Source organism: Bradyrhizobium sp. CCBAU 53340 (assembly GCF_015291645.1).
Classification (GTDB): domain Bacteria; phylum Pseudomonadota; class Alphaproteobacteria; order Rhizobiales; family Xanthobacteraceae; genus Bradyrhizobium.
Map to the genome: position 1 here is coordinate 6,932,670 of NZ_CP030055.1, position 25,913 is coordinate 6,958,582.

At 64.3% G+C, this 25,913-nt stretch carries 23 protein-coding genes; 12 read left to right on the plus strand and 11 right to left on the minus strand.

The annotated features are described in order from the left end of the window. Positions 1 to 100: 100 nt before the first annotated feature. The 5 genes from XH89_RS32865 (at position 101) to XH89_RS32885 (ending at position 5,212) form a co-directional block, all read left to right on the plus strand. Positions 101 to 1,252, plus strand: a complete 1,152-nt coding sequence (locus XH89_RS32865) for an ATP phosphoribosyltransferase regulatory subunit (RefSeq protein ID WP_194464445.1) — start codon at positions 101 to 103, stop codon at positions 1,250 to 1,252. A 3-nt stretch (positions 1,253 to 1,255) separates the two neighbouring features. After that, complete coding sequence (gene hisG, locus XH89_RS32870) at positions 1,256 to 2,233, plus strand: ATP phosphoribosyltransferase (RefSeq protein WP_194464446.1); 978 nt, start codon at positions 1,256 to 1,258, stop codon at positions 2,231 to 2,233. Positions 2,234 to 2,332: 99 nt separating this feature from the next. Beyond that, entirely contained in the window at positions 2,333 to 3,409 is a 1,077-nt protein-coding gene (locus tag XH89_RS32875) for a glycosyltransferase family 2 protein (protein WP_194464447.1), read from the plus strand. After that, entirely contained in the window at positions 3,406 to 4,251 is an 846-nt protein-coding gene (locus tag XH89_RS32880) for a ChbG/HpnK family deacetylase (protein ID WP_194464448.1), read from the plus strand. The genes XH89_RS32875 and XH89_RS32880 overlap by 4 nt, the downstream gene beginning before the upstream one ends. 124 nt (positions 4,252 to 4,375) lie before the next feature. Next, positions 4,376 to 5,212: a DUF2076 domain-containing protein gene (locus XH89_RS32885; protein WP_194464449.1), complete on the plus strand. Its 837-nt coding sequence runs from the start codon at positions 4,376 to 4,378 to the stop codon at positions 5,210 to 5,212. 169 nt (positions 5,213 to 5,381) lie between these two features. Here XH89_RS32885 and XH89_RS32890 read toward each other — a convergent pair whose 3' ends face one another. Next, the gene (locus tag XH89_RS32890) at positions 5,382 to 6,197 is read right to left on the minus strand and encodes a L,D-transpeptidase (protein WP_194464450.1); all 816 of its coding nucleotides are present in this window, start codon (positions 6,195 to 6,197) and stop codon (positions 5,382 to 5,384) included. 308 nt (positions 6,198 to 6,505) lie between these two features. Here XH89_RS32890 and XH89_RS32895 point away from each other — a divergent pair, with 308 nt between their 5' ends. Beyond that, positions 6,506 to 7,270, plus strand: a complete 765-nt coding sequence (locus XH89_RS32895) for a protein phosphatase CheZ (RefSeq protein ID WP_194464451.1) — start codon at positions 6,506 to 6,508, stop codon at positions 7,268 to 7,270. 186 nt (positions 7,271 to 7,456) lie between these two features. On the opposite strand, the gene XH89_RS32900 is transcribed toward XH89_RS32895, so the two are convergent. Then, a complete protein-coding gene (locus XH89_RS32900) occupies positions 7,457 to 7,978 on the minus strand; it encodes a hypothetical protein (protein WP_194464452.1) in 522 nt (173 codons plus the stop codon). 318 nt (positions 7,979 to 8,296) lie between these two features. On the opposite strand from XH89_RS32900, the gene groES reads away from it, so the two are divergent. From groES to XH89_RS32915, 3 genes are all read left to right on the plus strand, one after another. Next, positions 8,297 to 8,593 (plus strand): co-chaperone GroES, encoded by a 297-nt coding sequence (gene groES, locus XH89_RS32905; protein ID WP_014491914.1) that lies wholly within the window; start codon positions 8,297 to 8,299, stop codon positions 8,591 to 8,593. Between the two features lie 117 nt (positions 8,594 to 8,710). Further along, complete coding sequence (gene groL / locus XH89_RS32910) at positions 8,711 to 10,342, plus strand: chaperonin GroEL (RefSeq protein WP_194464453.1); 1,632 nt, start codon at positions 8,711 to 8,713, stop codon at positions 10,340 to 10,342. 146 nt (positions 10,343 to 10,488) lie between these two features. Next, on the plus strand, positions 10,489 to 11,700 hold the full coding sequence (locus XH89_RS32915) for a hypothetical protein (RefSeq protein ID WP_194464454.1): 1,212 nt from the start codon (positions 10,489 to 10,491) through the stop codon (positions 11,698 to 11,700). 140 nt (positions 11,701 to 11,840) lie between these two features. Here the strand turns inward: XH89_RS32915 and XH89_RS32920 are convergent, their stop codons facing one another. Together XH89_RS32920 and XH89_RS32925 are read right to left on the minus strand one after the other, a co-directional pair. Further along, positions 11,841 to 12,239, minus strand: a complete 399-nt coding sequence (locus XH89_RS32920; protein ID WP_194464455.1) for an META domain-containing protein — start codon at positions 12,237 to 12,239, stop codon at positions 11,841 to 11,843. A 135-nt stretch (positions 12,240 to 12,374) separates the two neighbouring features. Further along, the gene (locus tag XH89_RS32925; protein ID WP_194464456.1) at positions 12,375 to 14,039 is read right to left on the minus strand and encodes an L-lactate permease; all 1,665 of its coding nucleotides are present in this window, start codon (positions 14,037 to 14,039) and stop codon (positions 12,375 to 12,377) included. 315 nt (positions 14,040 to 14,354) lie between these two features. Here XH89_RS32925 and XH89_RS32930 point away from each other — a divergent pair, with 315 nt between their 5' ends. Further along, a complete protein-coding gene (locus tag XH89_RS32930; RefSeq protein ID WP_194464457.1) occupies positions 14,355 to 16,118 on the plus strand; it encodes an ABC transporter ATP-binding protein/permease in 1,764 nt (587 codons plus the stop codon). Between the two features lie 225 nt (positions 16,119 to 16,343). On the opposite strand, the gene XH89_RS32935 is transcribed toward XH89_RS32930, so the two are convergent. The 4 genes from XH89_RS32935 to XH89_RS32950 form a co-directional block, all read right to left on the minus strand. After that, on the minus strand, positions 16,344 to 17,345 hold the full coding sequence (locus tag XH89_RS32935; protein WP_194464458.1) for a TorF family putative porin: 1,002 nt from the start codon (positions 17,343 to 17,345) through the stop codon (positions 16,344 to 16,346). A gap of 448 nt (positions 17,346 to 17,793) precedes the next feature. After that, positions 17,794 to 18,144, minus strand: a complete 351-nt coding sequence (locus tag XH89_RS32940) for a hypothetical protein (protein WP_194464459.1) — start codon at positions 18,142 to 18,144, stop codon at positions 17,794 to 17,796. A 70-nt stretch (positions 18,145 to 18,214) separates the two neighbouring features. Beyond that, positions 18,215 to 19,537, minus strand: coding sequence for a glycolate oxidase subunit GlcF (gene glcF, locus XH89_RS32945; protein WP_194464460.1), 1,323 nt, complete (start codon positions 19,535 to 19,537; stop codon positions 18,215 to 18,217). Continuing rightward, entirely contained in the window at positions 19,534 to 20,772 is a 1,239-nt protein-coding gene (locus XH89_RS32950; protein ID WP_194464461.1) for an FAD-binding protein, read from the minus strand. The genes glcF and XH89_RS32950 overlap by 4 nt, the downstream gene beginning before the upstream one ends. A gap of 234 nt (positions 20,773 to 21,006) precedes the next feature. Between XH89_RS32950 and XH89_RS32955 the strand changes: the two genes are divergently transcribed. Next, positions 21,007 to 21,342: a putative quinol monooxygenase gene (locus tag XH89_RS32955; protein ID WP_194464462.1), complete on the plus strand. Its 336-nt coding sequence runs from the start codon at positions 21,007 to 21,009 to the stop codon at positions 21,340 to 21,342. A gap of 53 nt (positions 21,343 to 21,395) precedes the next feature. On the opposite strand, the gene XH89_RS32960 is transcribed toward XH89_RS32955, so the two are convergent. Both XH89_RS32960 and XH89_RS32965 read right to left on the minus strand, forming a co-directional pair. Further along, positions 21,396 to 22,562, minus strand: coding sequence for a hypothetical protein (locus tag XH89_RS32960; protein ID WP_194464463.1), 1,167 nt, complete (start codon positions 22,560 to 22,562; stop codon positions 21,396 to 21,398). A 6-nt stretch (positions 22,563 to 22,568) separates the two neighbouring features. Beyond that, positions 22,569 to 24,062, minus strand: a complete 1,494-nt coding sequence (locus XH89_RS32965) for an FAD-linked oxidase C-terminal domain-containing protein (protein WP_194464464.1) — start codon at positions 24,060 to 24,062, stop codon at positions 22,569 to 22,571. Positions 24,063 to 24,291: 229 nt separating this feature from the next. Here XH89_RS32965 and cycA point away from each other — a divergent pair, with 229 nt between their 5' ends. Next, positions 24,292 to 24,687, plus strand: a complete 396-nt coding sequence (gene cycA, locus XH89_RS32970) for a cytochrome c-550 CycA (RefSeq protein WP_194464465.1) — start codon at positions 24,292 to 24,294, stop codon at positions 24,685 to 24,687. Between the two features lie 132 nt (positions 24,688 to 24,819). On the opposite strand, the gene XH89_RS32975 is transcribed toward cycA, so the two are convergent. Continuing rightward, positions 24,820 to 25,761, minus strand: a complete 942-nt coding sequence (locus XH89_RS32975; protein ID WP_194464466.1) for an alpha/beta fold hydrolase — start codon at positions 25,759 to 25,761, stop codon at positions 24,820 to 24,822. Between the last annotated feature and the right edge of the window lie 152 nt (positions 25,762 to 25,913).

Genomic DNA, 25,913 nt, shown 5'->3' on the forward strand with positions numbered 1-25,913 from the left:
CTTTGGAGGTCGAAACCGCTTTCCGGCCATGCTAAGGGCTGCGCCAATTCAAATACCTTCCTTGCCCTGCCCGGTTCCCCCGGGACGATGGACCCCTGACATGACCGCGACCGCCACCTCAAATGCTGCCGGCTCCGCCGCCTGGGCGGATACGCTGCTGTTGTCGTTCGCGCAGGCCGGTTACGTCAGGGCCGAGCCGGCCATCCTGCAACCGGCCGAGCCGTTCCTCGACCTGTCCGGCGAGGACATCCGCAAAAGCCTCTATTTGACGACGGACCTGTCCGGCGAGGAGCTTTGCCTGCGCCCCGATTTGACGATTCCGGTGGCGCGCGACTACCTCGCCTCCGGCCGCGCCGGCCAGCCCGCCGGGTTCAGCTATCTGGGCCCCGTGTTCCGTTACCGCAGCGGACAGGCCAGTGAATTCCTCCAGGCCGGCATCGAATCGTTTGGCCGCCAGGACCGCGCCGCCGCGGATGCCGAGATGCTGGCGCTGGCGCTGGAGGCAACCGCCGCCTTCGGCGTGCGCGACGTCGAGATCCGGACCGGCGACGTGGCGCTGTTCAATGCGCTGCTCGACGCTCTCAATCTCTATCCGGTCTGGCGTCGCCGCCTGGTCAAGGACTTCAACCGCAAGATCAGCCTGGAGCAGGATCTGGAGCGGCTGGCGGCTGCGACCACCGCAACCCGCAGCGAATATGAGGGCGTGCTGGCCGCGCTCGCCGGCTCCGACCGCAAGGCGGCACTGGCCTTCGTCACCGATCTGATGTCGATCGCCGGGACCACCAATGTCGGCGGCCGCACCACGGCCGAGATCGCCGACCGCTTCCTCGAGCAGTCGACGCTGAAGGGCGGCGCGCTGCCGCGCGCAGCGATCGACGTGCTGAAGCGCTTCTTGTCGATCTCGGGCAATCCTGACGATGCCGTCGCCGCGCTGCGCGCGCTCACTGCCGACGCAAGGCTCGACCTCGCAGGCGCCATCGACCAGTTCGAAAGCCGCATCGGCTTCATGGCCGCGCGCGGCATCGACGTGAAGAACACGCGTTTCTCGACCGCGTTCGGCCGCGGGCTCGACTATTACACCGGCTTCGAATTCGAGCTGCATCACAGGGGCAACGGCGCCGAACCGCTGGTCGCCGGCGGCCGTTACGACGGACTGATGACCCAGCTCGGGTCCGCAGCACCGATTCCGGCGGTTGGCTTCTCGGTCTGGGTCGACGCGCTGACCCGGATCGGGCGCAAGGCGGGAGCTTAAGTCATGAGCGCGCCATTCGTTCTGGCCGTCCCCTCCAAGGGCCGCCTGCAGGAAAACGCGGAAGGCTTCTTCGCCCGCGCAGGGCTCAAGCTGTCGAAGGCCGGCGGCGCCCGCGACTATCGCGGCACCATCGCAGGCCTCGACAATGTCGAGGTGGCCTATCTCTCGGCGAGCGAGATTGCCTCGCAGCTGTCACGCGGCTTCGCGCATCTCGGCGTGACAGGTGAAGATCTGGTGCGCGAGAACATCGCCGATGCCGACAAGCACGTGTCCCTGATCGACGGGCTCGGCTTCGGCTATGCCGACGTCGTGGTCGCTGTGCCGCAGGCCTGGATCGACGTCCGCACCATGGCGGATCTCGACGACGTCACCACCGGCTTCCGCGAACAGCATCACATGCGGATGCGGGTCGCGACCAAGTTCGTCAACCTCACCCGCAGCTTCTTCCAGAGCCACGGCATCACCGATTACCGCATCGTCGAGAGCGCGGGCGCGACCGAGGGTGCGCCGGCGGCCGGCAGCGCCGAGCTGATCGTCGACATCACCACGACGGGCGCGACGCTCGCCGCAAACGGCCTGCGGGTGCTCGACGACGGCGTGATGCTGCGCAGCCAGGCCAATCTGGTGGCCTCGAAGCACGCGGACTGGTCGCCCCAGGCGCTCGAGACCGCGCGCGTCATCCTCGACCACATCGCGGCACGGGCGCGCGCCAACAAATACCGCGAGGTACGGACCCGCTTCCGGCAATGCGACGCCGCGCTGCTCGGCGAGGCCCATAGCCGGTTCGGCGTCGAAGCCCCGTTCGGCGGGCCGACCTCGTCGGGGATGCTGACACTGCACTGCCCGCCGGGCCAGCTCTACGCGCTGGCGAGCTTCCTGCGCGAGCACGGCGCCGAGACCGTCTCGGTGGTCTCGCTCGACTACGTGTTCGACCGGGAGAACCCGCTGTTCGCCAAGCTCGAGGCTTTCCTGCGGCAATAAGCCCAAACTTGTCGAGCTGCTTCGTTCAGCGTAGCGACAGCAAGCGACGGCTACCATATGCTGTTGAGATGACTGTGAACGCCTCTGGAACCTTGATCGATGATGCTGGGCTCTGACGTGTCCGCCCTGACCACCACCGCAGCCAATGCCGCTGCGAAGGGGCTGTCGATTGTCGTCCCCGTCTATAACGAGGCGGCGGGCCTGGCCGCGCTGCACCAGCGCATCTGCGATCTCGCCAAGACCTTGCGGCAACGCTATCGCCTCGCCTGCGAGGTCGTTTACGTCGACGACGGCAGCAAGGATGCGACGCTGTCGATCGCACGCTCACTGCCGGCCGACGCCGTCGACGTCCAGGTGGTCTCGCTGTCGCGCAATTTCGGCAAGGAGGCGGCCCTGATGGCCGGCCTCGACCATGCCCGCCTCGGCGCCGTCATGTTCATGGACGGCGACGGTCAGCATCCGCCTGTCCTGATCGAGCAGCTGGTACGGCACTGGATCGATGACGGCTACGACGTCGTCTATACCGCCAAGGCGCATCGCGACAACGAGACCTTCCTGCGCCGGGTCGCCGTGCACGGCTTCTACGCGCTGATCAACTGGGGCGCCCGCCAGAAGATTCCGGAAGACGCCGGCGATTTCCGCCTGCTCTCGCCACGCGCGGTCACGGCACTGAGGCAGCTACCGGAGCGCAACCGCTTCTTCAAGGGGCTGGCAAGCTGGATCGGCTTCCGTCAGATCCGGGTCGATTACGAGCCCGCGGCGCGCGCCCATGGCGTCACCACCTTCAACGCCGCGCGCCTGCTCGGCCTGTCGATCGAGGGCCTGACCTCGTTCTCTGTGGCGCCGCTGCGCTTCGCCAGCCTGCTCGGCGTCGCGCTTGCCGGCGTCGCCTTCCTGTTCGGCCTCTCGATCCTGTGGGAGGTGTTCACCACAGGCAAGCAGGTGCCGGGCTATCCCTCGCTCGTGGTCGGCCTGATGACGATCGGCGGCGTACAGCTCATCATGATCGGCATCGTCGGCGAATATATCGGCAAGATCCTTTCCGAGCTGAAGGCGCGTCCGATCTACTTCGTCGCCGAACACAGCGAAAAGCATTTTGAGGTCGACAAGGCCCAAGACACTTCGAGCCAGGACGCTTCAAGCAAGGACGCATCGAACCGGACCGCGGCCGAATGAGCGCGGCCGCGCGCCTGCGGCGGATCTGGCTCTGCGCCGACGATTACGGCATCAGCCCCGGCGTCAACCGCGCCATCCGCGACCTGATCGAACGCGGCCGCCTCAACGCCACCTCGGTGATGATGGTCGGACCTGCGATCGAACGCGGCGAGGTCGAGGCGCTGCAGGAAGCGGCGAAGGCGAGCCCGCGCTGCGCGATCGGATTGCATGTGACGCTGTCGGCGCCGTTCCGTCCCCTCACCATGCATTTCCGCCCCTTGGACGGCGACATGTTCATGGCGTTTCCGAAGCTGTTGCGTGCTGGATTTCTGCACCGGCTCGATCCCGAATTCTTCCACAATGAAGTGAGAGCGCAGCTCGCGGCCTTCGCGGACGCCTTCGGCCGTACGCCCGACTTCGTCGACGGCCATCAGCATGTGCAGCTGTTTCCGCAAGTGCGGGACGGCTTCGTCGAGGCCGTCAGCGAGATGGCGCCAAAAGCCTGGGTGCGCCAGGGCGGCCGCGACCTGCCGCTGACGCAGCGACTCACGTCGCCAAAAGCCCTGGTGCTCGATGTCCTCAGCGCGCAATTCCGTCGCCGTGCCGCCCGCGCCGGCCTCGCATTCAATCCCGCCTTTGCCGGCGCCTATGATTTCACCCGCGCGGCCGATTTCGGCGAGCTGATGCGGCAGTTCCTGGAAGGGCTTCCGGACGGCGGCCTCGTGATGTGCCATCCCGGCTTCGTCGACGACGTGCTCACCGGCCTCGATCCGATGACTGAGGTCCGCGAGCGCGAGCACGCCTATCTCGCGAGCGACTCCTTTGCGCAGCTGCTCGCGGCCAGCCGTGTAACATTGGGATGAAACCGGCAAGCGCAAGCCGTGGGGCTGGATGTCGCATACCGAAATTTAATCCGGCCGCCACTGTTGGGGCCACAATGGAACCCTACATCCCGCTTGCGCTTGTTTCGCGCGAGGGAGACAGACCATGACGCCGCAGGAACGCCAGCTCGTCGACGATCTTTTCGACCGGCTTTCGAAACTGGAAAATGCACCGCGCGATCCCGACGCGATCGCCGCGATTTCGGACGGCTTGCGCAAGGCCCCCGGCGCCGTCTATGCGCTGGTGCAGACCACGCTGCTGCAGGACGAAGCGCTCAAGCGCGCGCATAACCGCATCCAGGAGCTGGAAGCGGCCCATGGGCCCGAGCAGCCGCAGTCCGGCGGCTTCCTCGACACCATGCGCGACACGCTGTTCGGCTCCAGCCAATCACGCGGCTCGGTTCCGAACGTGCCGCCGCGTGATCAGCGGCCGGTCTGGAACAGTGGCCAGACGATGCAGCAGGCCCAACCGGGATACGGCGCGCCGCCGCCTTATGGTCAGGCTTACGGGCAAGGTCAGGGATATGGACAAGGTTACGGCGCACCTCCGGTCGGCGGTGGCGGCGGCTCGTTCCTGGGTACTGCGGCGGCCGCTGCAGCCGGCGTGGTCGGCGGCTCGCTGCTGCTTTCCAGCATCCGCGGCATGATGGGCGGCGGATCGCATCAGGCCTTTGGCGACACCACCATCATCGAAGAACGCGGCGGCAGCTCACCGTGGGGCGGCGATCAATCGAATAGCTCGCTCGCCCGCGATGCCGGCCTCAATGACATCGGGTCGAACCGCGACTCTCGCCAGGATTCTCATCAGGGCTTCTTCGACCAGAACTCGAACGATCGCGACAACGACGATCAGAACTACGACAACAACGACAACGGCAATATGGACGTGGCCGACGACAGCGATTTCGGCGGCGGCGACGATGGCGGCAGCGATTACGCGTAAGGCCAGTCTTCTCCCGATCCCCGTTCTTACGGGGAGAGGGTTGGGGTGAGGGGCTCTATCGGCGAAGTCGGTAAGAGTTGCGTTTGCGGAGGCTCCCCCTCACCCGGAATTCGCGCTTCGCTCGAATTCCCGCCTCTCCCCGCTAGCGGGGCGAGGCGAAGGAACATCATCACATCACCACGACCTTGGTGCCGACATTGACGCGGCCATAGAGGTCGATGACGTCCTCGTTGCGCATGCGGATGCAGCCGGAGGAGACGTTGGTGCCGATGGTCCAGGGCTCGTTGGAGCCGTGGATGCGGTAGAGCGTGGAGCCCAGATACATCGCACGCGCGCCGAGCGGGTTTTCCGGGCCGCCCTCCATGTGCCTGGGCAAATCGGGACGGCGGGCGAGCATTTCCGCCGGCGGCGTCCAATCCGGCCATTCGCGTTTGGCGGTGATCGACTTCACGCCGGTCCAGGTGAAGCCTTCGCGTCCGACGCCGATGCCGTAACGCATTGCGCGGCCGTTGCCCTCGACGAGATAGAGGAACTTGTTGGTGGAATCGACCACGATCGTGCCGGCACTTTCCTTGCCGCTATAGTCAACAAGCTGCTTCTCGAATTTCGGATCGAACGGACGCTGCCGCGGATCGATCGCTTCCTGCTGGTAACTTGCGCCTTGCTGATACCCGCCCTGCATCTGCGGCTCGCCCATCGGCGGCAGGCGGCGCGGATCGTTGTAGGCGGGCTGCTGCTGATAGATCGGCTGCTGCGGCGCATAGGCCGGGCCACGGCCGGGACCGTCGCCGAACAGGAACTCGATGAAGCCGCCGCCCATATTGCCATTGGACGCCACGCGCACCGGGGCCGGGACGATCTGCGGCTGGTAGAGCACCGCGGGTGGATCGTGCGGCACGGTATTGTCGAAGGCGCTGGCGCTGGTCGCGCCGACAATGAAGGCGCATGCGCTGCCGAGCAGCGCGACAGACATTTTCTTGAACATCGACGTACTCTGTACTGTTTCGTCTCGTTGCATTCGCCGCCGAACGCGCAGGCTGCGTCCTCGACGTGGTCAATAAAGAGCAAACTCCGTTTCGTTTGGTAAACGGATCGGGCGTTTCGATTCACCACGTCGCGAGCAACGGGCCAATTCGGCGATCAGCGTTTATTTTCGGTGAAGGCGCAAGCCACATGGTTAATCGCCCGTTTGCACGCCGTCGCGCGCGACCGCTTCTCAGTTCCTGCTGTGAACCTCGTGTTAAATTGCTTCTGGCTACAAAGACGCGTGAAAGAGGTGGGGGGAGTATCCTGATGGCTGTTCACCGCAAACGTTTTCGTGTCGAGGATATCACCGGCGGCGAGATGCCAATGCTGGACGTGACTGAAGAGGCAGGCCCGATGCACAGCGAGATCATGGCGGAGCTGCGTGCAATCCGCGCACAGATGGCACGGAGCAGCCAGGTCGCAATGCCGCCGAGCGACGCTGTCGTGGCGCAGGAAATTGCCGATACGCGAGCGTTGCTGGATACCTACCGCGCCCAAATCGAGCAGTGCGAGAAGCTGAAGGTCGAGCTCGACCTCATTCACGACGCCATCGACCGCACCAAGCGCGAGATCGCGACCCTGCACGGCAAGAGCTTCGACGGCGGCGAGATGGCCAAGGTCAATGGCGAGCTCGGCGCGGTGGTCGGCGGCACCGAGCAGGCGACCCAGCAGATCCTCGAAGCCGCGGAGTCGATCGACCAGGCCGCGAGCGCGATGTCCAAGGTCGACTCGGTTGATCAGCAGAAGCGGCTCGCCGACGACATCCAGGAACGCGTCATCTCGATCTTCGAGGCCTGCAACTTCCAGGACCTGACCGGCCAGCGCATCAGCAAGGTCATGAACACGATGAAGTTCATCGAGCAGCACATCAATGCGATGATGGACATCTGGGGCGGCGTCGACGCCATCAAGTCCCACGTGCCGACCCAGGTCGACAATCGCAGCGAAGACGAAAAGCTTCTCAACGGCCCGAAGCTCGCCGGCGACGTCGGCCACGCCTCGCAGGACGACATCGACGCGCTGTTCGACTGAGCAAGCGCGACGGACAGATCAGCAAAACGCCGGCGCAAGCCGGCGTTTCTTGTTTTGGGGACCCCTCAACTGTCATCGCCCGGCTTGACCGGGCGATCCAGTATTCCAGAGACAGCGAGGCTAGGGCCGAGAAGCCGCGGCGTACTGGATGCCCCGGTCAAGCCGGGGCATGACGGAGAAGACAGATTACGCCCGCGGCGCGCAGCGGACGTAGACCATGTTGCCGTAGCGGGTGGCGGCGTCCTTGTCGACGAAGCGGGTGATCATGACGCGGCCGTCGAAGGAGACGATCTCGCGGTCCTGCTCACCCGGCGTCGGACCGGAAGGGCCGATATAGTTCTTGCCGCTCGGCGAGCCCTTCAGCCGCAGCTCCTGGGGCGTCGCCTGGTCGGCCAGATGCATGATCACGCCGCCGGAGGAACCGGCGCCGATCACGTAAGGATTCTTGCACTGGGCCCTTGCGGCCGCCTCGGTGCGGGCACGATCGGCCGGGTTCTGGAACGAGGCCAGGCCCCAGCGGCCGACGATCTCGTCGGCGCGGATCGAGGCCGGCATTTCCGGCGCGGTACCGGGCTCGGCCTCGGGCGCCGGCTGGGACGACGAGAAGGACGGCAGGCTCATGCCGCCGCCGCAGGCGCCGAGCAGCAGCGCCAGACAAGAAGCGGCGGCCAGATTGGCGACCGTGCGCGCGTGAGCTGAACTGATCATGGCATCCCCCCGAACAAGACCATGGCCACACCCATCCCGCAGCCAAGCGCAAAACCGCTGCCGGAGCAATGACGTCCTTTGATACGCCGGAGCCCCGAACAAGTTTCCAATGCCACCATCCTATATCCGCCTCACCAATCGCTTAACCACCTTTGCTTGACAGGATCGCAGCCAAGCCATATCCCCTGCGCACTATTAGCACTCGGAAAGACCGATTGCTAAGCGCGCCGTTCAGCCCTCGGGAAGAGGAAGGACGGAAGCGCCGCCCTCATCCACTTCCGCTGCTTATCGAAAAGCGAGCCTCCAAAGGGAAACGTCATGGCTAAGTCCAAATTTCGTCCGCTGCATGACCGTGTCGTGGTCAAACGTATCGACGCCGAGGAAAAGACCAAGGGCGGCATCATCATCCCCGACACCGCCAAGGAAAAGCCGTCCCAGGGCGAGGTCGTCGCCGTCGGCCCCGGCGGCCGTGACGAGGCTGGCAAGCTAATCCCGATCGACCTCAAGGTCGGCGACCGTGTGCTGTTCGGCAAGTGGTCGGGCACCGAGGTCAAGATCGACAACGAAGAGCTCCTGATCATGAAGGAGTCGGACATCATGGGCGTGATGGCCTAGGGCCATCAGCCTGAACGGCCGCTGAATGCCATGCCCGGATCATCAGGTCCGGGCATCCATCATTCAGCCTGATATCACCAAGCACGACACATCAAGACACTATAGGGATTGCAGACAATGGCTGCCAAGGACGTCAAATTCTCCGGAGACGCGCGCGATCGCATGCTGCGCGGCGTCGACATTCTCGCCAACGCCGTCAAGGTGACGCTCGGCCCGAAGGGCCGCAATGTCGTCATCGAGAAGTCGTTCGGTGCGCCCCGCATCACCAAGGACGGCGTCACCGTCGCCAAGGAGATCGAGCTCGAGGACAAGTTCGAGAACATGGGCGCCCAGATGGTGCGTGAGGTCGCCTCCAAGACCAACGACCTCGCGGGCGACGGCACCACCACCGCGACTGTGCTGGCCCAGGCCATCGTGCGCGAAGGCGCCAAGGCGGTTGCCGCCGGCATGAACCCGATGGACCTCAAGCGCGGCATCGACACCGCGGTCCACGCCGTCATCAAGGACATCGAGAAGCGCGCCAAGCCCGTTGCCGCCTCCTCCGAGGTCGCCCAGGTCGGCACCATCTCGGCCAACGGCGACGCCGCCATCGGCAAGATGATCGCCCAGGCGATGCAGAAGGTCGGCAACGAGGGCGTCATCACCGTCGAGGAAAACAAGTCGCTCGACACCGAAGTCGATATCGTCGAGGGCATGAAATTCGACCGCGGCTATCTCAGCCCCTACTTCGTCACCAACCCAGAGAAGATGACCGCCGAGCTCGAGGACGCCTACATCCTCCTGCACGAGAAGAAGCTGTCCGGCCTGCAGGCCATGCTGCCGGTGCTGGAAGCCGTGGTGCAGTCGGGCAAGCCGCTCGTCATCATCGCCGAGGACGTCGAGGGCGAGGCGCTGGCGACCCTGGTCGTCAACCGCCTGCGTGGCGGCCTCAAGGTCGCCGCCGTCAAGGCACCGGGCTTCGGCGATCGCCGCAAGGCCATGCTGGAAGACCTCGCGATCCTGACCGGCGGCCAGCTGATCTCCGAAGACCTCGGCATGAAGCTCGAGAACGTCACGGTGAAGATGCTCGGTCGCGCCAAGAAGGTCGTGATCGACAAGGAGAACACCACGATCGTCAACGGCGCCGGCAAGAAGCCCGACATCGAGGCCCGCGTCGGCCAGATCAAGGCCCAGATCGAGGAGACCACCTCGGACTACGACCGTGAGAAGCTCCAGGAGCGCCTCGCCAAGCTCGCCGGCGGCGTCGCGGTGATCCGCGTCGGCGGCGCGACCGAGATCGAGGTCAAGGAGAAGAAGGACCGCGTTGAGGACGCGCTCAACGCCACCCGCGCCGCGGTGCAGGAAGGCATCGTCCCCGGCGGCGGCGTGACGCTGCTGCGCGCCAAGAAGGCGGTCGGCCGTCTCACCAACGCCAATGCCGACGTTCAGGCCGGCATCAACATCGTGCTGAAGGCGCTGGAAGCTCCGATCCGCCAGATCTCCGAGAACGCCGGCGTTGAGGGCTCGATCGTGGTCGGCAAGATCCTGGAGAACAAGTCCGAGACCTTCGGCTTCGACGCCCAGACCGAGGACTATGTCGACATGATCGAGAAGGGCATCATCGATCCCGCCAAGGTGGTGCGCACCGCGCTCCAGGACGCCTCCTCCGTCGCCGGCCTGCTGGTGACCACCGAAGCCATGGTCGCCGAGATGCCGAAGAAGGAAGCTGCGCCCGCCATGCCGGCCGGCGGCGGCATGGGCGGCTTCTAAGCCCATCCTCACCTGACGGTATTGCGAAGGCCGCCTCCGGGCGGCCTTCTTTTTTGCGCACCCTGAGGCGCGCTTTCCGATTCAACCTGTGGCCAAAACCCACTACGGTGGCGCGCCGATTCTGCTTCCTTTCAAGGATTTCGTCGATGCGCGCACTTTCGTTTTGCTCGATTGGGTTTCTGGCAGCCCTGCTTGCCGCTTCGCCCGAGGTCGCCTCAGCCCAGATGAAGCTGTCGCCGAAGACCACCGCGCCCGGCGGCATCGAGACGCGCTATTTTACCTCGATCGACGGGCTGATGGACGGCAATGCCGACGTCATCCTGAAGGAGACGCGGCAGGGCAAGACGGTCACCGCAGCCGTGCTCGACGTCTGCTACCCCGTCGCCAAGAATTCCGATCGCAAGGACCGCTTCGTCGTCAATCTCCAGGTCTCCGGGCAGACGCTGACCGGCACGACCACGAGCATCGGCGCCAAGGCGCCTGTTACGGTCAAGCTCACCCGCAAGCCGACCGGCGACACCTTCGAGTTCCGCGGCCAGATCGGTATCGGCCAGACCGTGACCGAGGTGACCTCGCCCGACAATGCCGACCTCAGCGAGAAGGAATTTCTGGACAACCAGACCACCGACGACGGCATCACGCCCCAGCCGAAGGATTTCACCGAAGTCTCGCCGGAGGCGATCGCGGTCAAGGTCAAGCTGGATAACGCGACCGACTTCCTGAAGAGCCTGAAGGGCCAGGACGTCGAGGTGACGTTGGCAAGCCTCAGTGTCGGCTGCGACGCACTGCGCGCCGGCGAACAGACCATCAACATGTCAGTCGATCCGGAGCGCGCGACCGCACTGCTGGCGAAATTCAAGGCGATGCCGGGCGTCACGGCCGCCGGCTGGACCGCGGGACTCGCCGAGATGGACCGCACCATCCGCCTCCCCGCCGCCGATTGGCGCGACGGCGACAAGATCAACCGCGACAAGCTCGCTACCGCGGTGGCCAGCGTGCTGAGCAAGACGCTTGCGGCGAAGCCGGTGTCGCAGAGCTTCAATCCCGCCACCGGCAAGCTCAAGCTCGTGTTCAAGCGGCCGAACCAGGATTTCCCCGCGCTCGAGCTCACCGACACGATCGAGGTCGCGGGCCTCATCTCCGCCGACAAGCCAGGACCATCAGACAAGCTGATGGTCTGGATCGGCAGCCCTTCGACAACCACTGCCGACGAGAGCACCGGCGCAAAGCTCAACGTGTCGGACGAGGCGACGGCCGACGAGGAAGGCGACCAGCCCGACGACAACGGCTCGATCGAGGCACTCGCCAAAGAGCTGAAGGGCCAGCGCTGGGACGCCGACAAGTCGGTGTGGAAGTAGGGCTCTCGTGCCCCGGACGCAGCGCGCCAGCGCTGCAGAGCCGGGGCCCAGAGGCCACACGGTCGCTCGCGGGTAGACTCTGGGTCCCAGCTCTGCGGCGCATCGCTTATGCGCTACGCCTTGTTCGGGACACGAAAGACCTAATTCCCGTTCTCGCGGAAGCGCAGCTGCTTCGGGCCGATCAGCGTGAGAACGTCACCCTGGCGCTTCCAGGTCTCGACGGCGGCGAGCGCGGCGACGAGTTCGTCGTCGGCCTGGGCCTTGGCCGGCGGACAGGAGCGATCCTGGATCTGGCCGGGCACGAAGATCACGGTGTTGCCGGCGACCGAGAACTGGCCCTTGCCGCCCTTGCACCAGAGCTCGAGCACGACCTGGCCATTGTCGCCGATCTCGAGGTTCGGGATCCGCTTCGAGCCGGGCTGCGGCACGGCCTCCAGCGTCATCTCGGTGCCGAAGGGAAAGCCCTCTTCCGCGCGTGCGCCGGCGGACATTGCAAGCAACGCAGCCGCGGCACACACCATCTGCTTCAACGACACCATGAAACCTCTCGACCGACCCAATTTGCCGGGTCTTCTATAAGACGACAGGGGCTTTGAGAAGGTTCGTCGATTTCAACACGCAAAAATCCCCGCGGGGACAATCCCGCGGGGATTTTGCATCGAAGCCGGGCCTCGCTACTTCAGGACGAGCTCCGTGAACGGATAGACATAGGCCTGCAACGTCACGAACACGCCGACGAGGCAGGCCAGCACGATCGAGTGTCGGAACACGAAGCGCAGGATGGTGCCTTCGTGGCCGTACCAATTGGTCGCGGTGGAGGCGACGACGATCGATTGCGCGTCGATCATCTTGCCCATCACACCGCCGGACGAGTTCGCCGCCGCCATCAGGATCGGCGACAGGCCGAGCTGCTGCGAGGTGATCTTCTGGAGGTTGCCGAACAGGATGTTCGACGACGTGTCCGATCCGGTCAGCGCCACGCCCAACCAGCCGAGCAGCGTGCCGAAGAAGGGATAGAGCACGCCGGTTGCGGCAAAGGCGAGGCCCAGCGTCGCATCGACGCCGGACAGGCGCGTCAGCGTGCCGATCGCAAGCATCGCCGAGATCGTGATCAACGAGATCGCGCAGAGCCGGATGGTGCGGCCATATTCAGCCAGCAGCCGGACCGGACCGACGCCCATCAGGACGCCGGAAATGATCGCCGCAATCAGCATGCCGGTGCCGGTGAAGGACAGATAGGTGAAGCCGAACACCGCCGCCTCCTTGGTCGGCGCGGGCGCCACCGGCGGCATCTTGTTGATCATCTGGTGCAGCTCGGGAACGGCGTAGTTCCAGGTGAAGATACCATTCGCCCAGTTCTTGAAGGCACCGTTGCCCCAGATCAGCATCACGACACAGACGATGAACCACGGCAGCAAGGCGCTGAGGAGCTCACCCTGCGTCAGCGGCGTCTTGTCGAGCGGCTTTGCCGTGGCCATGGTCGCCGCCGATTTATCGTGTCCGCGCAGCGCTGGCGAGAGCCACAGCTGTTTCGGCCGCCAGACCTTCAGGAACAGGATCAGCGCACCCATCGAGATCAGCGACGCACCAATGTCGACGATCCAGGGATTGACGTAGTTCGAGATCACGAATTGCGGCACCGCGAACGACACGCCGGTGACGAGGATCGCCGGCCAGACGTCCTTCATACCCCTCCAGCCAGCGAAGGCCCACACCACCCAGAACGGCACGATCAGCGAGAACACCGGCAGCTGCCGTCCGACCATCGCACCGAGGATGTAGGGATCAAGTCCGGTCACCGATGCGAGGCCCTGGATCGGCGTGCCCAGCGCGCCGTAGGCGACAGGCGCAGTGTTGGCGATCAGCGACAGGCCGGAAGCTGCAAGCGGCGAGAAGCCGAGGCCGATCAGCACGGCGCCGGTGATCGCCACCGGCGTGCCGAAGCCGGACGCGCCCTCGAAGAAGGCGCCGAACGAAAACGCGATCAGCAGCAATTGCAGCCGCCGGTCCTCGGTGACACCGCCGACCGCGCGCTTCAACAGTTCGAACCGCCCGGTCGTCACCGTCACCTGGTAGAGGAAGATGACGTTGAGGACGATCCAGCCGATCGGGAAGAAGCCGGTCACGATGCCAAGGATCGAGGCGCGGATCGACATGTTCACCGGCATGGTGAAGACGAAGATCGTGATCAGGTTGGTCACGATCACCGCGATGATGGCTGCGATGTGCGCCTGAACGCGCCCGCTTGCGATCAGGACGAGCAACGTGACGACGGGCACTGCCGCCGCGATCGTCGACAGCACCGGGCTGTGCAACGGGTCGTAGATTTGATTCCACATAGTCTTCCTCCCCCACGCATGTGTGCGGCAGGCGGCCCGCGTGGACAGCCGATCCTGCTTGACGCTGGAAACGATAACCCCCGAAGGGGACGCGAATTCCTCGCGAATGCGGCGGTTCCCGACTGCTCACAAGCTCGCGAAATCCCGGAGGCCCCCACCCCGCGCCGTTGAAGCCCATGCTAGGGTTGCTGACCCGGACAAGCCAACGCAAATTGCAGATCTTGCGACTTTAGTCTAAGCGCGCTCATTTCCGCCCTTGCCGCAACGGTTTGGCTCCAGGCATTAGCGCACAGCCCCACCAGGAGATCCCGCTCTGTGAACAACCTCCGCGCCACGCTCGCGATTGTCTGGCGAATCGCCGGCCCGTATTTCCGATCGGACGACAAATGGGCCGGTCGCGGCCTGCTCGCCGTCGTCATCACACTGGAGCTGGCGCTGGTCGCGATCAATGTGATGCTCAATCAGTGGCAGAACCGGTTCTACAGCGCGCTCCAGGCCTACGATCTGAATGAGTTCGTCATGCAGGTCTGGATATTCCTCGGTCTTGCCTTCGCTTATGTCGCGGTGGCCGTTTACAAGCTCTATCTGAACCAATGGCTGCAGATCCGCTGGCGCCGATGGTTGACGCAACACTATCTCGGCGAATGGCTCGAGGGCGCCACGCATTACCGCATGCAGTTGAAGGGCGATGCGGCCGACAACCCCGACCAGCGTCTGACCGAGGACGTCACGAACTTCGTCGAGCAAACGCTCGTCCTCGGCCTTGGCCTGCTGTCGTCGATCGTGACGCTGGCTTCGTTCATCGTCATTCTCTGGGGTCTGTCCAACAAGGCTCCCCTACACATCTACGGCACCGACATCGTCGTCCCGGGCTTTCTGGTCTGGTGTGCGCTTGCCTACGCGCTCCTCGGCACAGCACTGACGCACTGGATCGGTACACCACTGATCAATCTCTATTTCGAGAAGCAGCGCTACGAGGCCGACTTCCGCTTCAATCTGATCCGAGTGCGCGAAAATTCTGAGCAGATTGCACTCTTGAAAGGAGAGGGTGCGGAGCGAGGTCATCTCCTGCAGCGCTTCGGCTCCGTCATCGGCAACTGGTATGCGATCATGAGCCGGACCAAGCGCCTCACCGCCTTCACGGCGAGTTACGGTCAGGCTGCGACGATCTTTCCCTACGTGGTGGTGGCGCCCGCCTACTTTGCCAAGAGCATCCAGCTCGGCGACATGATGCAGACGGGTTCGGCCTTTGGCCAAGTGCAGGATGCGCTGTCCTTTTTCGTTACGTACTATCGGCAGATCGCAGAATGGCGTGCCATTGTCGCCCGCCTCGACGGGTTCGAGATGTCGGTTGCCACGGCGGCAAACCTGCCGGCGCATGAAGCAACGATCGAGCTCAAGGCGGCAGGCGGCAGCCGCAATATCGGCCTCGAGAAACTTTGCGTGTATCTCCCCAACGGCACGCCGCTGGTCGCAGCCGACGGCTTCACCATCCAGGCGCCGGAACGCGTGCTCGTGACCGGCCCATCCGGCTCGGGCAAATCGACGCTATTCCGCGCCATCGCCGGCATCTGGCCGTTCGGCACCGGCGTCATCGAGGTTCCCGCCCAGGCGAAACTGATGATGCTGCCGCAACGTCCCTATTTCCCGGTCGGTGCGCTGGGTAACGCCGTAATCTATCCCGCAGCACCCGGTGCATTCCAGGCGACGCAGATTCGGGACGCGATCATCGCGGTCGGCCTGCCTGACCTCGCCGAACGGCTCAGCGAAGATAGCCATTGGAACCGGATGCTGTCGCTCGGTGAGCAGCAGCGCCTGGGGCTCGCTCGCGCGCTGCTGCACGCACCCGACTATCTTTTCCTGGACGAGGCCACCGCCTCACTCGACGAACCATCCGAGGCCCGGCTCTACCGCCTGCTGGCGGAGAGGCTGCCACAAGCCACCATCGTTTCGATCGGCCATCGCTCGACGCTCGACGCCTTCCACACCCGGAAGGTGACTATGGTGGAGGACGGAGCCATCCACATCCTGGCCAAGGGCAGCGCGGCGGCCGAGCCGGAGCCGAGCACGGCGCGCTAAAGCGTGATCCGGAAAAGTGCGAAGCGGTTTTCCCTCGCGACAAACGCGGAACGCGTTTGCGCGGAGATCATGCTCAAACAACAACCTAAAGCGCGATGATGATTCATCCTAATCTCATCGCGCTTTAAGGCGCTGGATGATGCTCTGCATCGCTGAGCGCTCAGCTTCAAAACAAAAGGGCGGCAGATTGCTCTGCCGCCCTTGTTAGTCGTCTCGGGACAAGACTTACTTCAGGTTGGTCATCGCCGTCAGGTCGAAGGACAGCTTGGCGATACCGGCCGCGCCGCACCAGTTGGAGCCGGCGCCGCCCGGGTTGATCGCGGTCACGTTGGTGGTGCCGGTGGCATTGAAGGCGCTGGTGAAGGCGTTGCAATCACCCTTGTTCAGGTCGGTGTCGGAGTAACGCAGGTCCAGCGTGAACACCTTGTAGGTGAAGCCGACGCCGACGTTCCAGGTGTTGTAGCTCTTGTAGGGAATGCCGTTGGCGTAGATCGTTCCCGGGAGGCCATAGAAGGCATCCGAGGTGCCGAGCCACTGACGGCCGAACTCACCCGACACGTACATGCCGACGCCGGAAGCACCGAAGGTCGTGCTCGGTGCGATCCACTTCGCGGTCACCGACGCGTAGTCGCCCCAGGCACCCGAGTTCAGGAAGTTCGGCGAGTAGTACTCGTTCACGCCGACCGACCAGTTGTCGTTGATGGTGTAGTTCACCTTGCCGTAAACTTCGAAGAAGCTGACGTCCTTCTTCATGACGTTGCCGTCGGCGAGGAAGATGGTCGTGGTGCTGACGGGGCAAACGCCGCCGCCGGGGATGCCGCCGGTGAGCACGTTGTCGGCGCAGCTGCCGCCCGGATACAGGTAGCCCCAGACGCCGATATCGAACGCGAAGGCGCCGAAGGTCGGGCGGATACCGCCGTAGACGTCGACTTCAGCCGCGGCGCGGTTGGCGAAGGAGATGCTCTCCGCGGACACGCCGGCGTAGAGCTGGAGATCCTTGTTGATGTTGTAGCGGGGCTCGAAATAGGCGGCCACCGACGGCTTGTGGTTCGACTGGGTCACGCCGCGGAAGATGTAGTCGCTCATGATCGCGCCGCCGAAGGCGATATCCCAGGGATCGAAGGCGGGCGCCGGGGGAGCCTTCAGGGCCTTCAAGGGCATGTCTGCCGCGAAAGCCGAACCCGTCACCATTGCCAGCGCCGTTGCCAACAAAGTTACTTTCTTCATTTGATCCCCATCACCAGTTCTAAAACCCCGGTCGAGCTCCGGACCCCCCGGGTGCCCGACCTGAATTGCAAATTTCGTTACTGCGGCAATCTGGCTGGCGGAACGCAAAGCGAGAAGCAAAAAACACGGGCATCTGCCGACTTTTTGGGCGTTCTCACGATTCCGCGAAAGGTTGTCAGCCGGTGTTGCATCTCGATCACATTATTTTCACGCCAAAGTGCATAGCGGGTCCCGGGAGACTACGTAGGCCGACCGCCCCGTGGCCCCCGCGCTACGAATCAGCTGACTCAAAAAAGAGCAGCCCTCCGCCCGCTGCGGGTAGCGATGCAAAAAGGCCGCAGCATCACCGCTGCGGCCTTCCTGTGATCGATGAGGCCAAGGCAGCAGACCCTGCCTCTGGTCCAGTCGTGATCCAGCCTTGATCCAGCCTTGATCCAGCCTTTGGGGCCTAACCTTGCCCCTCGGCCGGTGTCGGCTCCGCAGAAGACGAAGGCATCGCCCAGCTTGTCTCGGCAGCAGGCTCGGGAGCCGGCGCAGCCGCGGGAGCCGCCGGCTTCGGCGCGGGAGCTGCCTTCGCCTTCTTCGGAGCCGCTTTCTTCGCAGTCTTCTTGGCGGCCTTCTTGGGCGCCGCCTTCTTGGCCGCCTTCTTCGGCGCGGCCTTCTTGGCAGATTTCTTCGCTGACTTCTTGGCAGACTTCTTTGCGGACTTCTTGGCCGCCTTCTTCGTCGCCTTCTTTGCGCTTACGGCCTTCTTGGCCTTTTTGGCCTTCTTGCTTTTCTTCTTGCTCGCTTTCGCCATCGTGGTCCTCCTGTTGCCGCCGAACAATGGTCGATCGGGCGCCCTTCTGCCGTCACCTCAAGGCGAAAGCTCAGCGCGACGCATCCAATGCCGGCCGCGACCCGCCCGTAGCCCAATCGAGAAGCTCAATCGTGTGTACGACCGGAACTGACGTGCCACTGGCAATCTGCACCATGCAGCCGATATTGCCCGCGGCAATCATGTCCGGCTTGACGCTCGCGATGTTGGCGACCTTGCGATCGCGCAACCGGCCCGCAAGCTCGGGCTGGAGAATGTTGTAGGTCCCCGCCGAACCGCAACACAAATGGCTCTCGGGCACATCTTTCACCACGAATCCATTCTTGGAAAGCAATTCTTTCGGAAGGCCCGTGATTTTCTGTCCGTGCTGCAACGAGCACGCAGAGTGATAGGCGACGACGATGTCGTCCCGCTGCGTGCTCGGCGCAAGGCCAAGACCAGCGACGTATTCGGTGATGTCCTTCGCCAGCGCCGACACGTTCGCCGCATCGGCCGCGAACGCTTTGTCCTCGCGCAGCAGATAGCCGTAGTCCTTGACGACAGTGCCACAGCCGGACGTCGTCACCAGGATGGCGTCGAGCCCCTCGCCGGCGACCTCTTTTTGCCACGCCGTGACGTTGGCACGCGCCCGCGCCAGCGCATCTTCGTCATGACCAAGATGATGGGTGAGCGCGCCGCAGCATTGCTCGTCCTTGACGAGGACGACCTCGATGCCGTGGCGGGTGAGAAGGCTGATGGCGGCCTGGTTGATGCGCGGTGCCAGCACCTGCTGGGCGCAGCCCTGGAGCAGCGCGACCCGGCCACGCTTCTTGCCGAGCGCTGCGAATACGCTGCCCGGCAGCGCACCCGGCGCCGGCAGCCGGTCCGGCGCCAGCGCCAGCATCGCCTTGAGGCGCTCGATCAGGCCTGGCGTGGCCGAGGGCCGCGGGGTTGGCAGGAAGACAGCAAGCGGCCGGGCCAGCTGCGCCAGCCGCATGCTGATGCGAAACCATTGCGGGTCCGGTAGCACGAAGGCGAGCACCCGGCGCAGCATCCGCTCGACGAGCGGCCGCTCGTAGCGCTGCTCGATCCTGACCCGGGCCTGGTCGACGAGGTGCATGTAGTTCACGCCGGAGGGGCAGGTGGTCATGCAGGACAGGCACGACAGGCAGCGATCGATATGCTTGACCACGTCGGCGGACGGCGCCTGGTCCTTCTCCAGCATCTCCTTGATCAGATAGATCCGGCCGCGCGGGCTATCGAGCTCGTCACCGAGCAACACATAGGTCGGACAGGTCGCGGTGCAGAAGCCGCAATGGACGCAGGCGCGCAGGATCTTGTCGGCCTCCGCGATGTCGGGATCGGCCAGCTGGGCGAGTGAGAATTCGGTCTTCATGCCGTAGCGCCCCGCCTCAAGCGTCCCCGGTTCAAGATCGACTTCGGATCGAAACTAGCGCGGACCCGTTCGCTGAGGGCGGCGATTCCAGGCGATTGAGGATGGAACACGTCGACATCGCGCCTGACGTCTTCAGTCGCCCGGATCAGCGTGGCATGCCCGCCGGCGGCCTCCGCACTCTGACGAACCGCCGGAGCATGCGCATCGTCCTTCGGCGGCAGCGCCGCCCAGATCAGGCCGCCGCCCCAATCGTAGACGACCTCGCCGCCGGTCTGGCGGGCCAATTGCGTGCCGAGCGCCGAGCCCGAGGCTGGCGGGCAGACGATCCGCCATACCGGCCAGGCGCCAAGCGCGCCGCTCGCCGCAAACGGCAGCACGTCGCGGATGGTGGCCCATAGCGTGGCGGAGACCGCATCCTCGATCAGGTCTGCGGCTCCGAACGGCGCCAGCAATTCGCGTAAGGAGCCGGCGCGGTGGCTGGCCGAGGCGGTGATGCCCTCGAGCCGCAGCACCGTCAGCGGCTCGCCCTGGCCGGCAATGTCGCCAAGCCCATCGGTCCCGGCCCGGACAGCCGATTTCGGCAGATGGGCGGCGGCGGACACGTCGAAGGGCGAGCCGAGGGCCGCGGTCATCGCCTTGTTGGCGGCGGCATCGTCGAGGCCGCGCAGCAGCACCGTCCGCTCCGCTTCCGGCTTTGGCATCACCTTGAGCGTCACCTCGGTCATCACCGAAAGCGTGCCCCAGGACCCCGAAAGCAGCTTGCAGAGGTCGTAGCCGGTGACGTTCTTCACCACCTTGCCGCCAGTCTTGAAGCTGTCGCCAAAGCCGGAGACGGCATGCGCCCCCAGGAGATGGTCGCGCGCCCCGCCTGCCCTGATCCGGCGCGGGCCGGCCAGGCCCGCCGCGATCATGCCGCCGATCGTGCCTGATACGGGCGTGCCGAGCAGCCGTGCGGTGCTCATTGGCTCGAAAGCGAACTGCTGGTTCTTGGCATCGATCAGCGACAGCACGTCGGCGAGCGGCGCGCCGGCCTGCAGCGTGACGATCAATTCATTGGGCTCGTAGGAGGTGACGGCATTGAGCGCGGAGACGTCGAGCACGGCGTTGGTCGCCATGGCGTGCCCGATGCTGCGCTTGCTGCCATGGCCGACGATCTCGAGCGGCTGCTCATTGGCAATCGCCGCACGCACCACCTCTTCGACGTCTTTGGCGTCTCTGACCCTGAGCGTATCCACGGGAGAAGGCGGTAGCGAAATTCGCAGCCAAAATCAAATCTGACGTGAGCTCGCGACCACGGCCGGTGCGTCGAAGATCCGGCGCGAAGCTACATCAACGCTTCGATTGCAATCGAAGCGTTCACGACATCGACACTTCGATCATCGGCGAACCAAAGCCGGCGGGCCGTCGCTACAAATCTGCGTCGATCGCGATCAAGACCACCGCATGGGGACAAACAAGGAGGAAGGACCATGAACCATTATGCAGTACAGAAATCGATCAGCGACGCCGTCGACGGCGGCGGCCTGCTGGTGGTCGCGCAATGGGAAGCGAAGCCGGGCGAGGCCGACAAGATCGCCGACATCCTCGACCGCTTCCTGCCGGAGGCGCAGCGCGAGGAGGGTGTCAAGCTGTTCCTGATCTCGCGGGCGAAGGACAATCCGGCCCAGTTCCTGTTCTACGAACTGTTCCGCGACGAAGCCGCTTTCAAGGCGCATCAGGAAAGCACGCACTTCAAGGCCTACATCGCCGGCCAGGCGCTGCCGTTGCTGGCAAAGCGCGAGCGCGCGCAATACGGGCTGCTTTAACGTAGCATCCAGAAAGCGGACGGCGCGGCCTCACCGTGCCGTTCTGCTCTGCATCATTCCGGATGAGGCCCCGCCTGCCAATCGCCGCCTCTTACGCGCTGTCGAACCGAAACGTGACCGTCGACCTTCCGAGTGTGGATTTCGGCGAGGACTTCGCCCGACACGGCGTCCACATAGACAGCCCAAGAGGAGAGCGATCCGACTTTGTCCTGGTTGCCAACGATCTGGATCTCCCAGAGATGCGGATGGTCGTTGAACGACCTCAGAGCCATGGCTCCCGAGCGCCCTCCGTCAAATCCGCTGGGAATGGGCAGGTCTGCCATGATCGCCGCAATATCCGGACTGTCGAGCCACTTTTCCGGCAGCTGGATCGCTTTCATGAGATGGTCCGTCACATAAGACGGTGCTGAATCTGCGCTGAACAACAACCGGCCGTCATCCATGAGGACAGCCTGCACGGTGTCACCGCTGTCACCGTAGCGCCATTGTGCCCGCCAGACGCCGCGACCGTCGGGGATCGCGAATCCGTAAGTGTGCACGCTCGTCAGGCTCCAGGGCGGCTTGAATTGCGCCATGAACGGGGTGATGAGGTTCAGGGCCTCGCGCGCGCTCGGAGCGGGGTCTGGGAATGAGATCTTCCGATTTGGGGGAAGCTGAAATCGCACCGCCGTGCTGGCCGGCTTGGTGCCGAGCTTGCGCCCGTGCCGATCGAGAAGGTCCTGCGTATCGTTCTGCGCCAGGTCGGGGGACAGCCATTGGTAGGCGGGAAGGCCGAGCAACTCGCCGAACCGATAGGCCGGCTGCGCGCGCATCGCTTCGCCCTTGTCGAAGGGACGAAGCAACGGCTCGAGCGCCTCCGTTGCGACAAAGGGAGCGAGTGCGGGAGGGTCGAATTGGTCGCGTTCGACCACCGGCTGCGGGTCCCACCAGCACGCAAACTGCACCAGCGGCTCTTCCTTGCGAGCGAGCGCGAAGCTCCAGCCATGATCCTCAGCGTAGCAATAATACAGGACCGCAAGGCCGGTCAGCTTGGCAAGATAATCCGCGAAGCGCGCTTCGCCCGCACTTCGATACGTCGCTAAGCCAGCGTACGGCACGAAGGTCAGCCATCCGTTCGCCGGCCCAAAGACGACGCCGCTAGCCTTGGCCAGGCGCAGCAGTTTCGGCACATCAATGCCTTCGCCGACGCGAATATGATAGCTGACGCTGAATTCGCTCATCGCACGCTAGAACCGCGGAATATCCGGAAACGCCAGCTTGCCGGCATGGACATGCATGCGGCCGAGTTCGGCACAGCGGTGCAGGGTCGGAAACACCTTTCCGGGGTTGAGCAGGCCCTGCGCGTCGAACGCGCATTTCAGCCGTTGCTGCTGGTTGAGATCGATCTCGGTGAACATGTCGGGCATCAGGTCGCGCTTCTCAATACCGACGCCGTGCTCGCCCGTCAGCACGCCGCCGAACTCGACGCAGGCGCGCAGGATGTCGGCGCCGAAGGCTTCGGCGCGCTCGATCTCGCCCGGCTTGTTGGCGTCGTAGAGGATCAGCGGATGCAGATTGCCGTCGCCGGCGTGGAACACGTTGGCGCAGCCGAGCTGATATTTTTCCGAGAGCTCGCGGATGCGCGCCAGCGCCTTCGGCAGCGCGCCGCGCGGAATCGTGCCGTCCATGCAGAGATAGTCGGGCGAGATGCGGCCGACGGCCGGAAAGGCGGCCTTGCGGCCGGCCCAGAACAGGTTGCGCTCGGCCTCCGAATTCGAGGTCTGCAGCGTCACCGAGCCACAGCCTCTTGCGATGCTCTCGACCCGGGTGATCAGCTCGTCCACCTCGATCTTGGGGCCGTCGAGCTCAATGATCAGTAACGCCTCGACATCGAGCGGATAGCCGGCATGGACGAAGGCTTCGGCGGCGTGGATCGCCGGCTTGTCCATCATCTCCATGCCGCCGGGAATGATGCCCGCGCCGATGATGCGCGCGACGCATTCGCCGGCTGCCTCGACCTGTGCAAAGCCGACCATCAGCGCGCGCGCCGTCTCCGGCTTCTGCAGGATGCGCACCGTGATCTCGGTGATGACGCCAAGCAGGCCCTCCGAGCCGGTGATGACGCCCATCAAATCGTAACCGGGATTCTCTGCGGATTTGCCGCCGATGCGCAGGATCTCGCCGCTCATCAGCACGATCTCGCAACCGAGCACATTGTTGGTGGTCATGCCGTATTTCAGGCAGTGCACGCCGCCGGAATTTTCCGCGACATTGCCGCCGATCGAGCAGGCGATCTGCGAGGACGGATCGGGCGCGTAATAGAAGCCGGCATGGGCGACCGCCTGGCTGATGGCGAGGTTGGTGACGCCGGGCTCGGTGACGACGACCCGATTGTCGAAATCGATCTCGCGGATGCGCTTGAACTTGCCGAGCCCGAGCAGCACGCCGTCCTCGAGCGGCAGCGCGCCGCCGGACAGCGACGTGCCGGACCCGCGCGGCACCACCTTGATACCCTGCGCGGCACAATATTTCAGGACCAGCGAGACCTGCTCGGTCGTGTCGGGCAGCACCACGACCATCGGCGGCTGCCGATAGGCGGTCAGGCCGTCTGATTCATAGGCCCGCATCTCGGCAGGCGTATCGATCACGCCCTCGCCCGGCACGATTGCGCGCAATGCAGCAACGATCTCCGCACGGCGCGCGAGCACCGCCTGATCGCTCGCAGGCATCATGATGGCCATATTAAGAAACCTTCGTCCGGCATTGAAAATTGTTCCGCCAAATCAATCATGCCTGCCCATATTTGAACAGGTCCTCCAAAGGTCGCATTGCTTTGTTGCAGCGCAAGTTCTCTCTGGGGCAAGTCTGTTATCGCAAAACCTGCCAAGGTTTCCCGGCTTGTCCACTTGCACCGGACCTGCCAAAACCGACGACACTCAATCTGACCCGGGAAGAGACGAAGAGCACCCCATGAAAAAATTGACTTTCGGCGCGCTGATTGCCCTCGCCATGATGGCCGCAGCCTCCTCCGCAATGGCGCAGGACGCCGCCGCGGGCAAGACGTCGTTCAACAAGTGCCTGGCCTGCCACGCGATCGGCGAAGGCGCCAAGAATAAGGTTGGCCCCGAGCTCAACGGTCTGGACGGCCGCAAGTCCGGGACCGCGCCGGACTACAATTATTCCGATGCGAACAAGAATTCCGGCATCACCTGGAACGAGGCGCAGTTCAAGGAATACATCAAGGACCCGAAGGCCAAGATCCCCGGCACCAAGATGGCGTTCGCCGGCATCAAGAACGAGACCGAGGTCAACAACCTCTGGACCTATGTCTCCCAGTTCGACAAGGACGGGAAGGTCAAGCAGTAAACGGGTGAACGGCGCCGCTAAAGCTTCGGTTCCGATTGAATCAGAACCGAAGCCTTGGCTTTTTGCTTTGACGCGCTTTCTTCACGCGAACCGGTATCCACCTCGCTCGAAAACGCTTCAGTCGGCGGCCGCCTACGCCGGGGCGATGTGACCGATCATCGCCTCGATCTCCGTCTTCACGAGATCCGGCACGGCGTTCTGCACCATGTGGCCGAGATCGGGCAGCACGATCAGCTTTGCATTCGGCACCGTCGTGGCGAACGGGCGCGCGTGGATGTCGGTCTTCACCGTCTTGTCCGGCGCGCCGGCAATGATCGTGACGGGCACCCTGATCTCGCCGTAGCGCGCGGCCTGCGCGGCCACCGACGCCTTCAGTGTCACCAGATCAAAGGCATTGGCGATGAATTCGCGCGGACGCAGCAGCAGCGGCGTCGCGGACTCCTTCACGAACCCATCAGGCATGGTCTGCGGCAGGAAGACGTTGCGGGCCCCGGACTCCGTGACGAAATAGCCCAGCGGCAACGTGATCGTGTAGGCGAGCAGCGGACCGATCACCGGCATTGCGATGACCTCGTTGTAGCGGCCGACGCCGCCCCGCCAGGGATGAGTCACCGGCGCCAGCATCACGAGGCCGGCGACGCGGCTCGCATGATCGAGCGCCAGGCGTGCGCCGAGCGCGCCGCTCCAGGAATGCACGACGAAGACCGCACGAGCGACCCCGAGCTGGTCGAGCGCCGCGTCGATCATCCGCGCCTGGATGTCCGGCGTCGAATCCTGTCGCCGCGCGCGTGTGCTCCAGCCATGGCCCGGACGGTCGATCAGGATGACGCGATGTTGGCTGGCCAGGAGGTCGCCCAGCGGCCGGCGCATCGCTTCAAGGTTGGAGCTCGCACCGTGCAGCATCACGATCGGCAGGCCAGCGTCGCGCGGGCCGATGTCGACGACGTGGAGCGTTGCGCCCTCGACCTCGACCATCCGGCCCTGCGGTGGGTAGGCGCGTTGCACGGCGACAATTCCGGCCTGCGTGACCAGCGCCAGCAACACCAGCGCCGTCACGGCTGACATCACGATCATGAAGAGAGTCCGGGTGATCCAGGGCACATCGCAGTTACGGGTGGCGCGGGCGGCAGTTTCGCGCAAGCGCGCTCGGCGCTTCCACAGGAAATGCCACCCCTGTGGATATGTGCACAATTGGGAAATCCAAAAACTCAACAAAATCAATGATC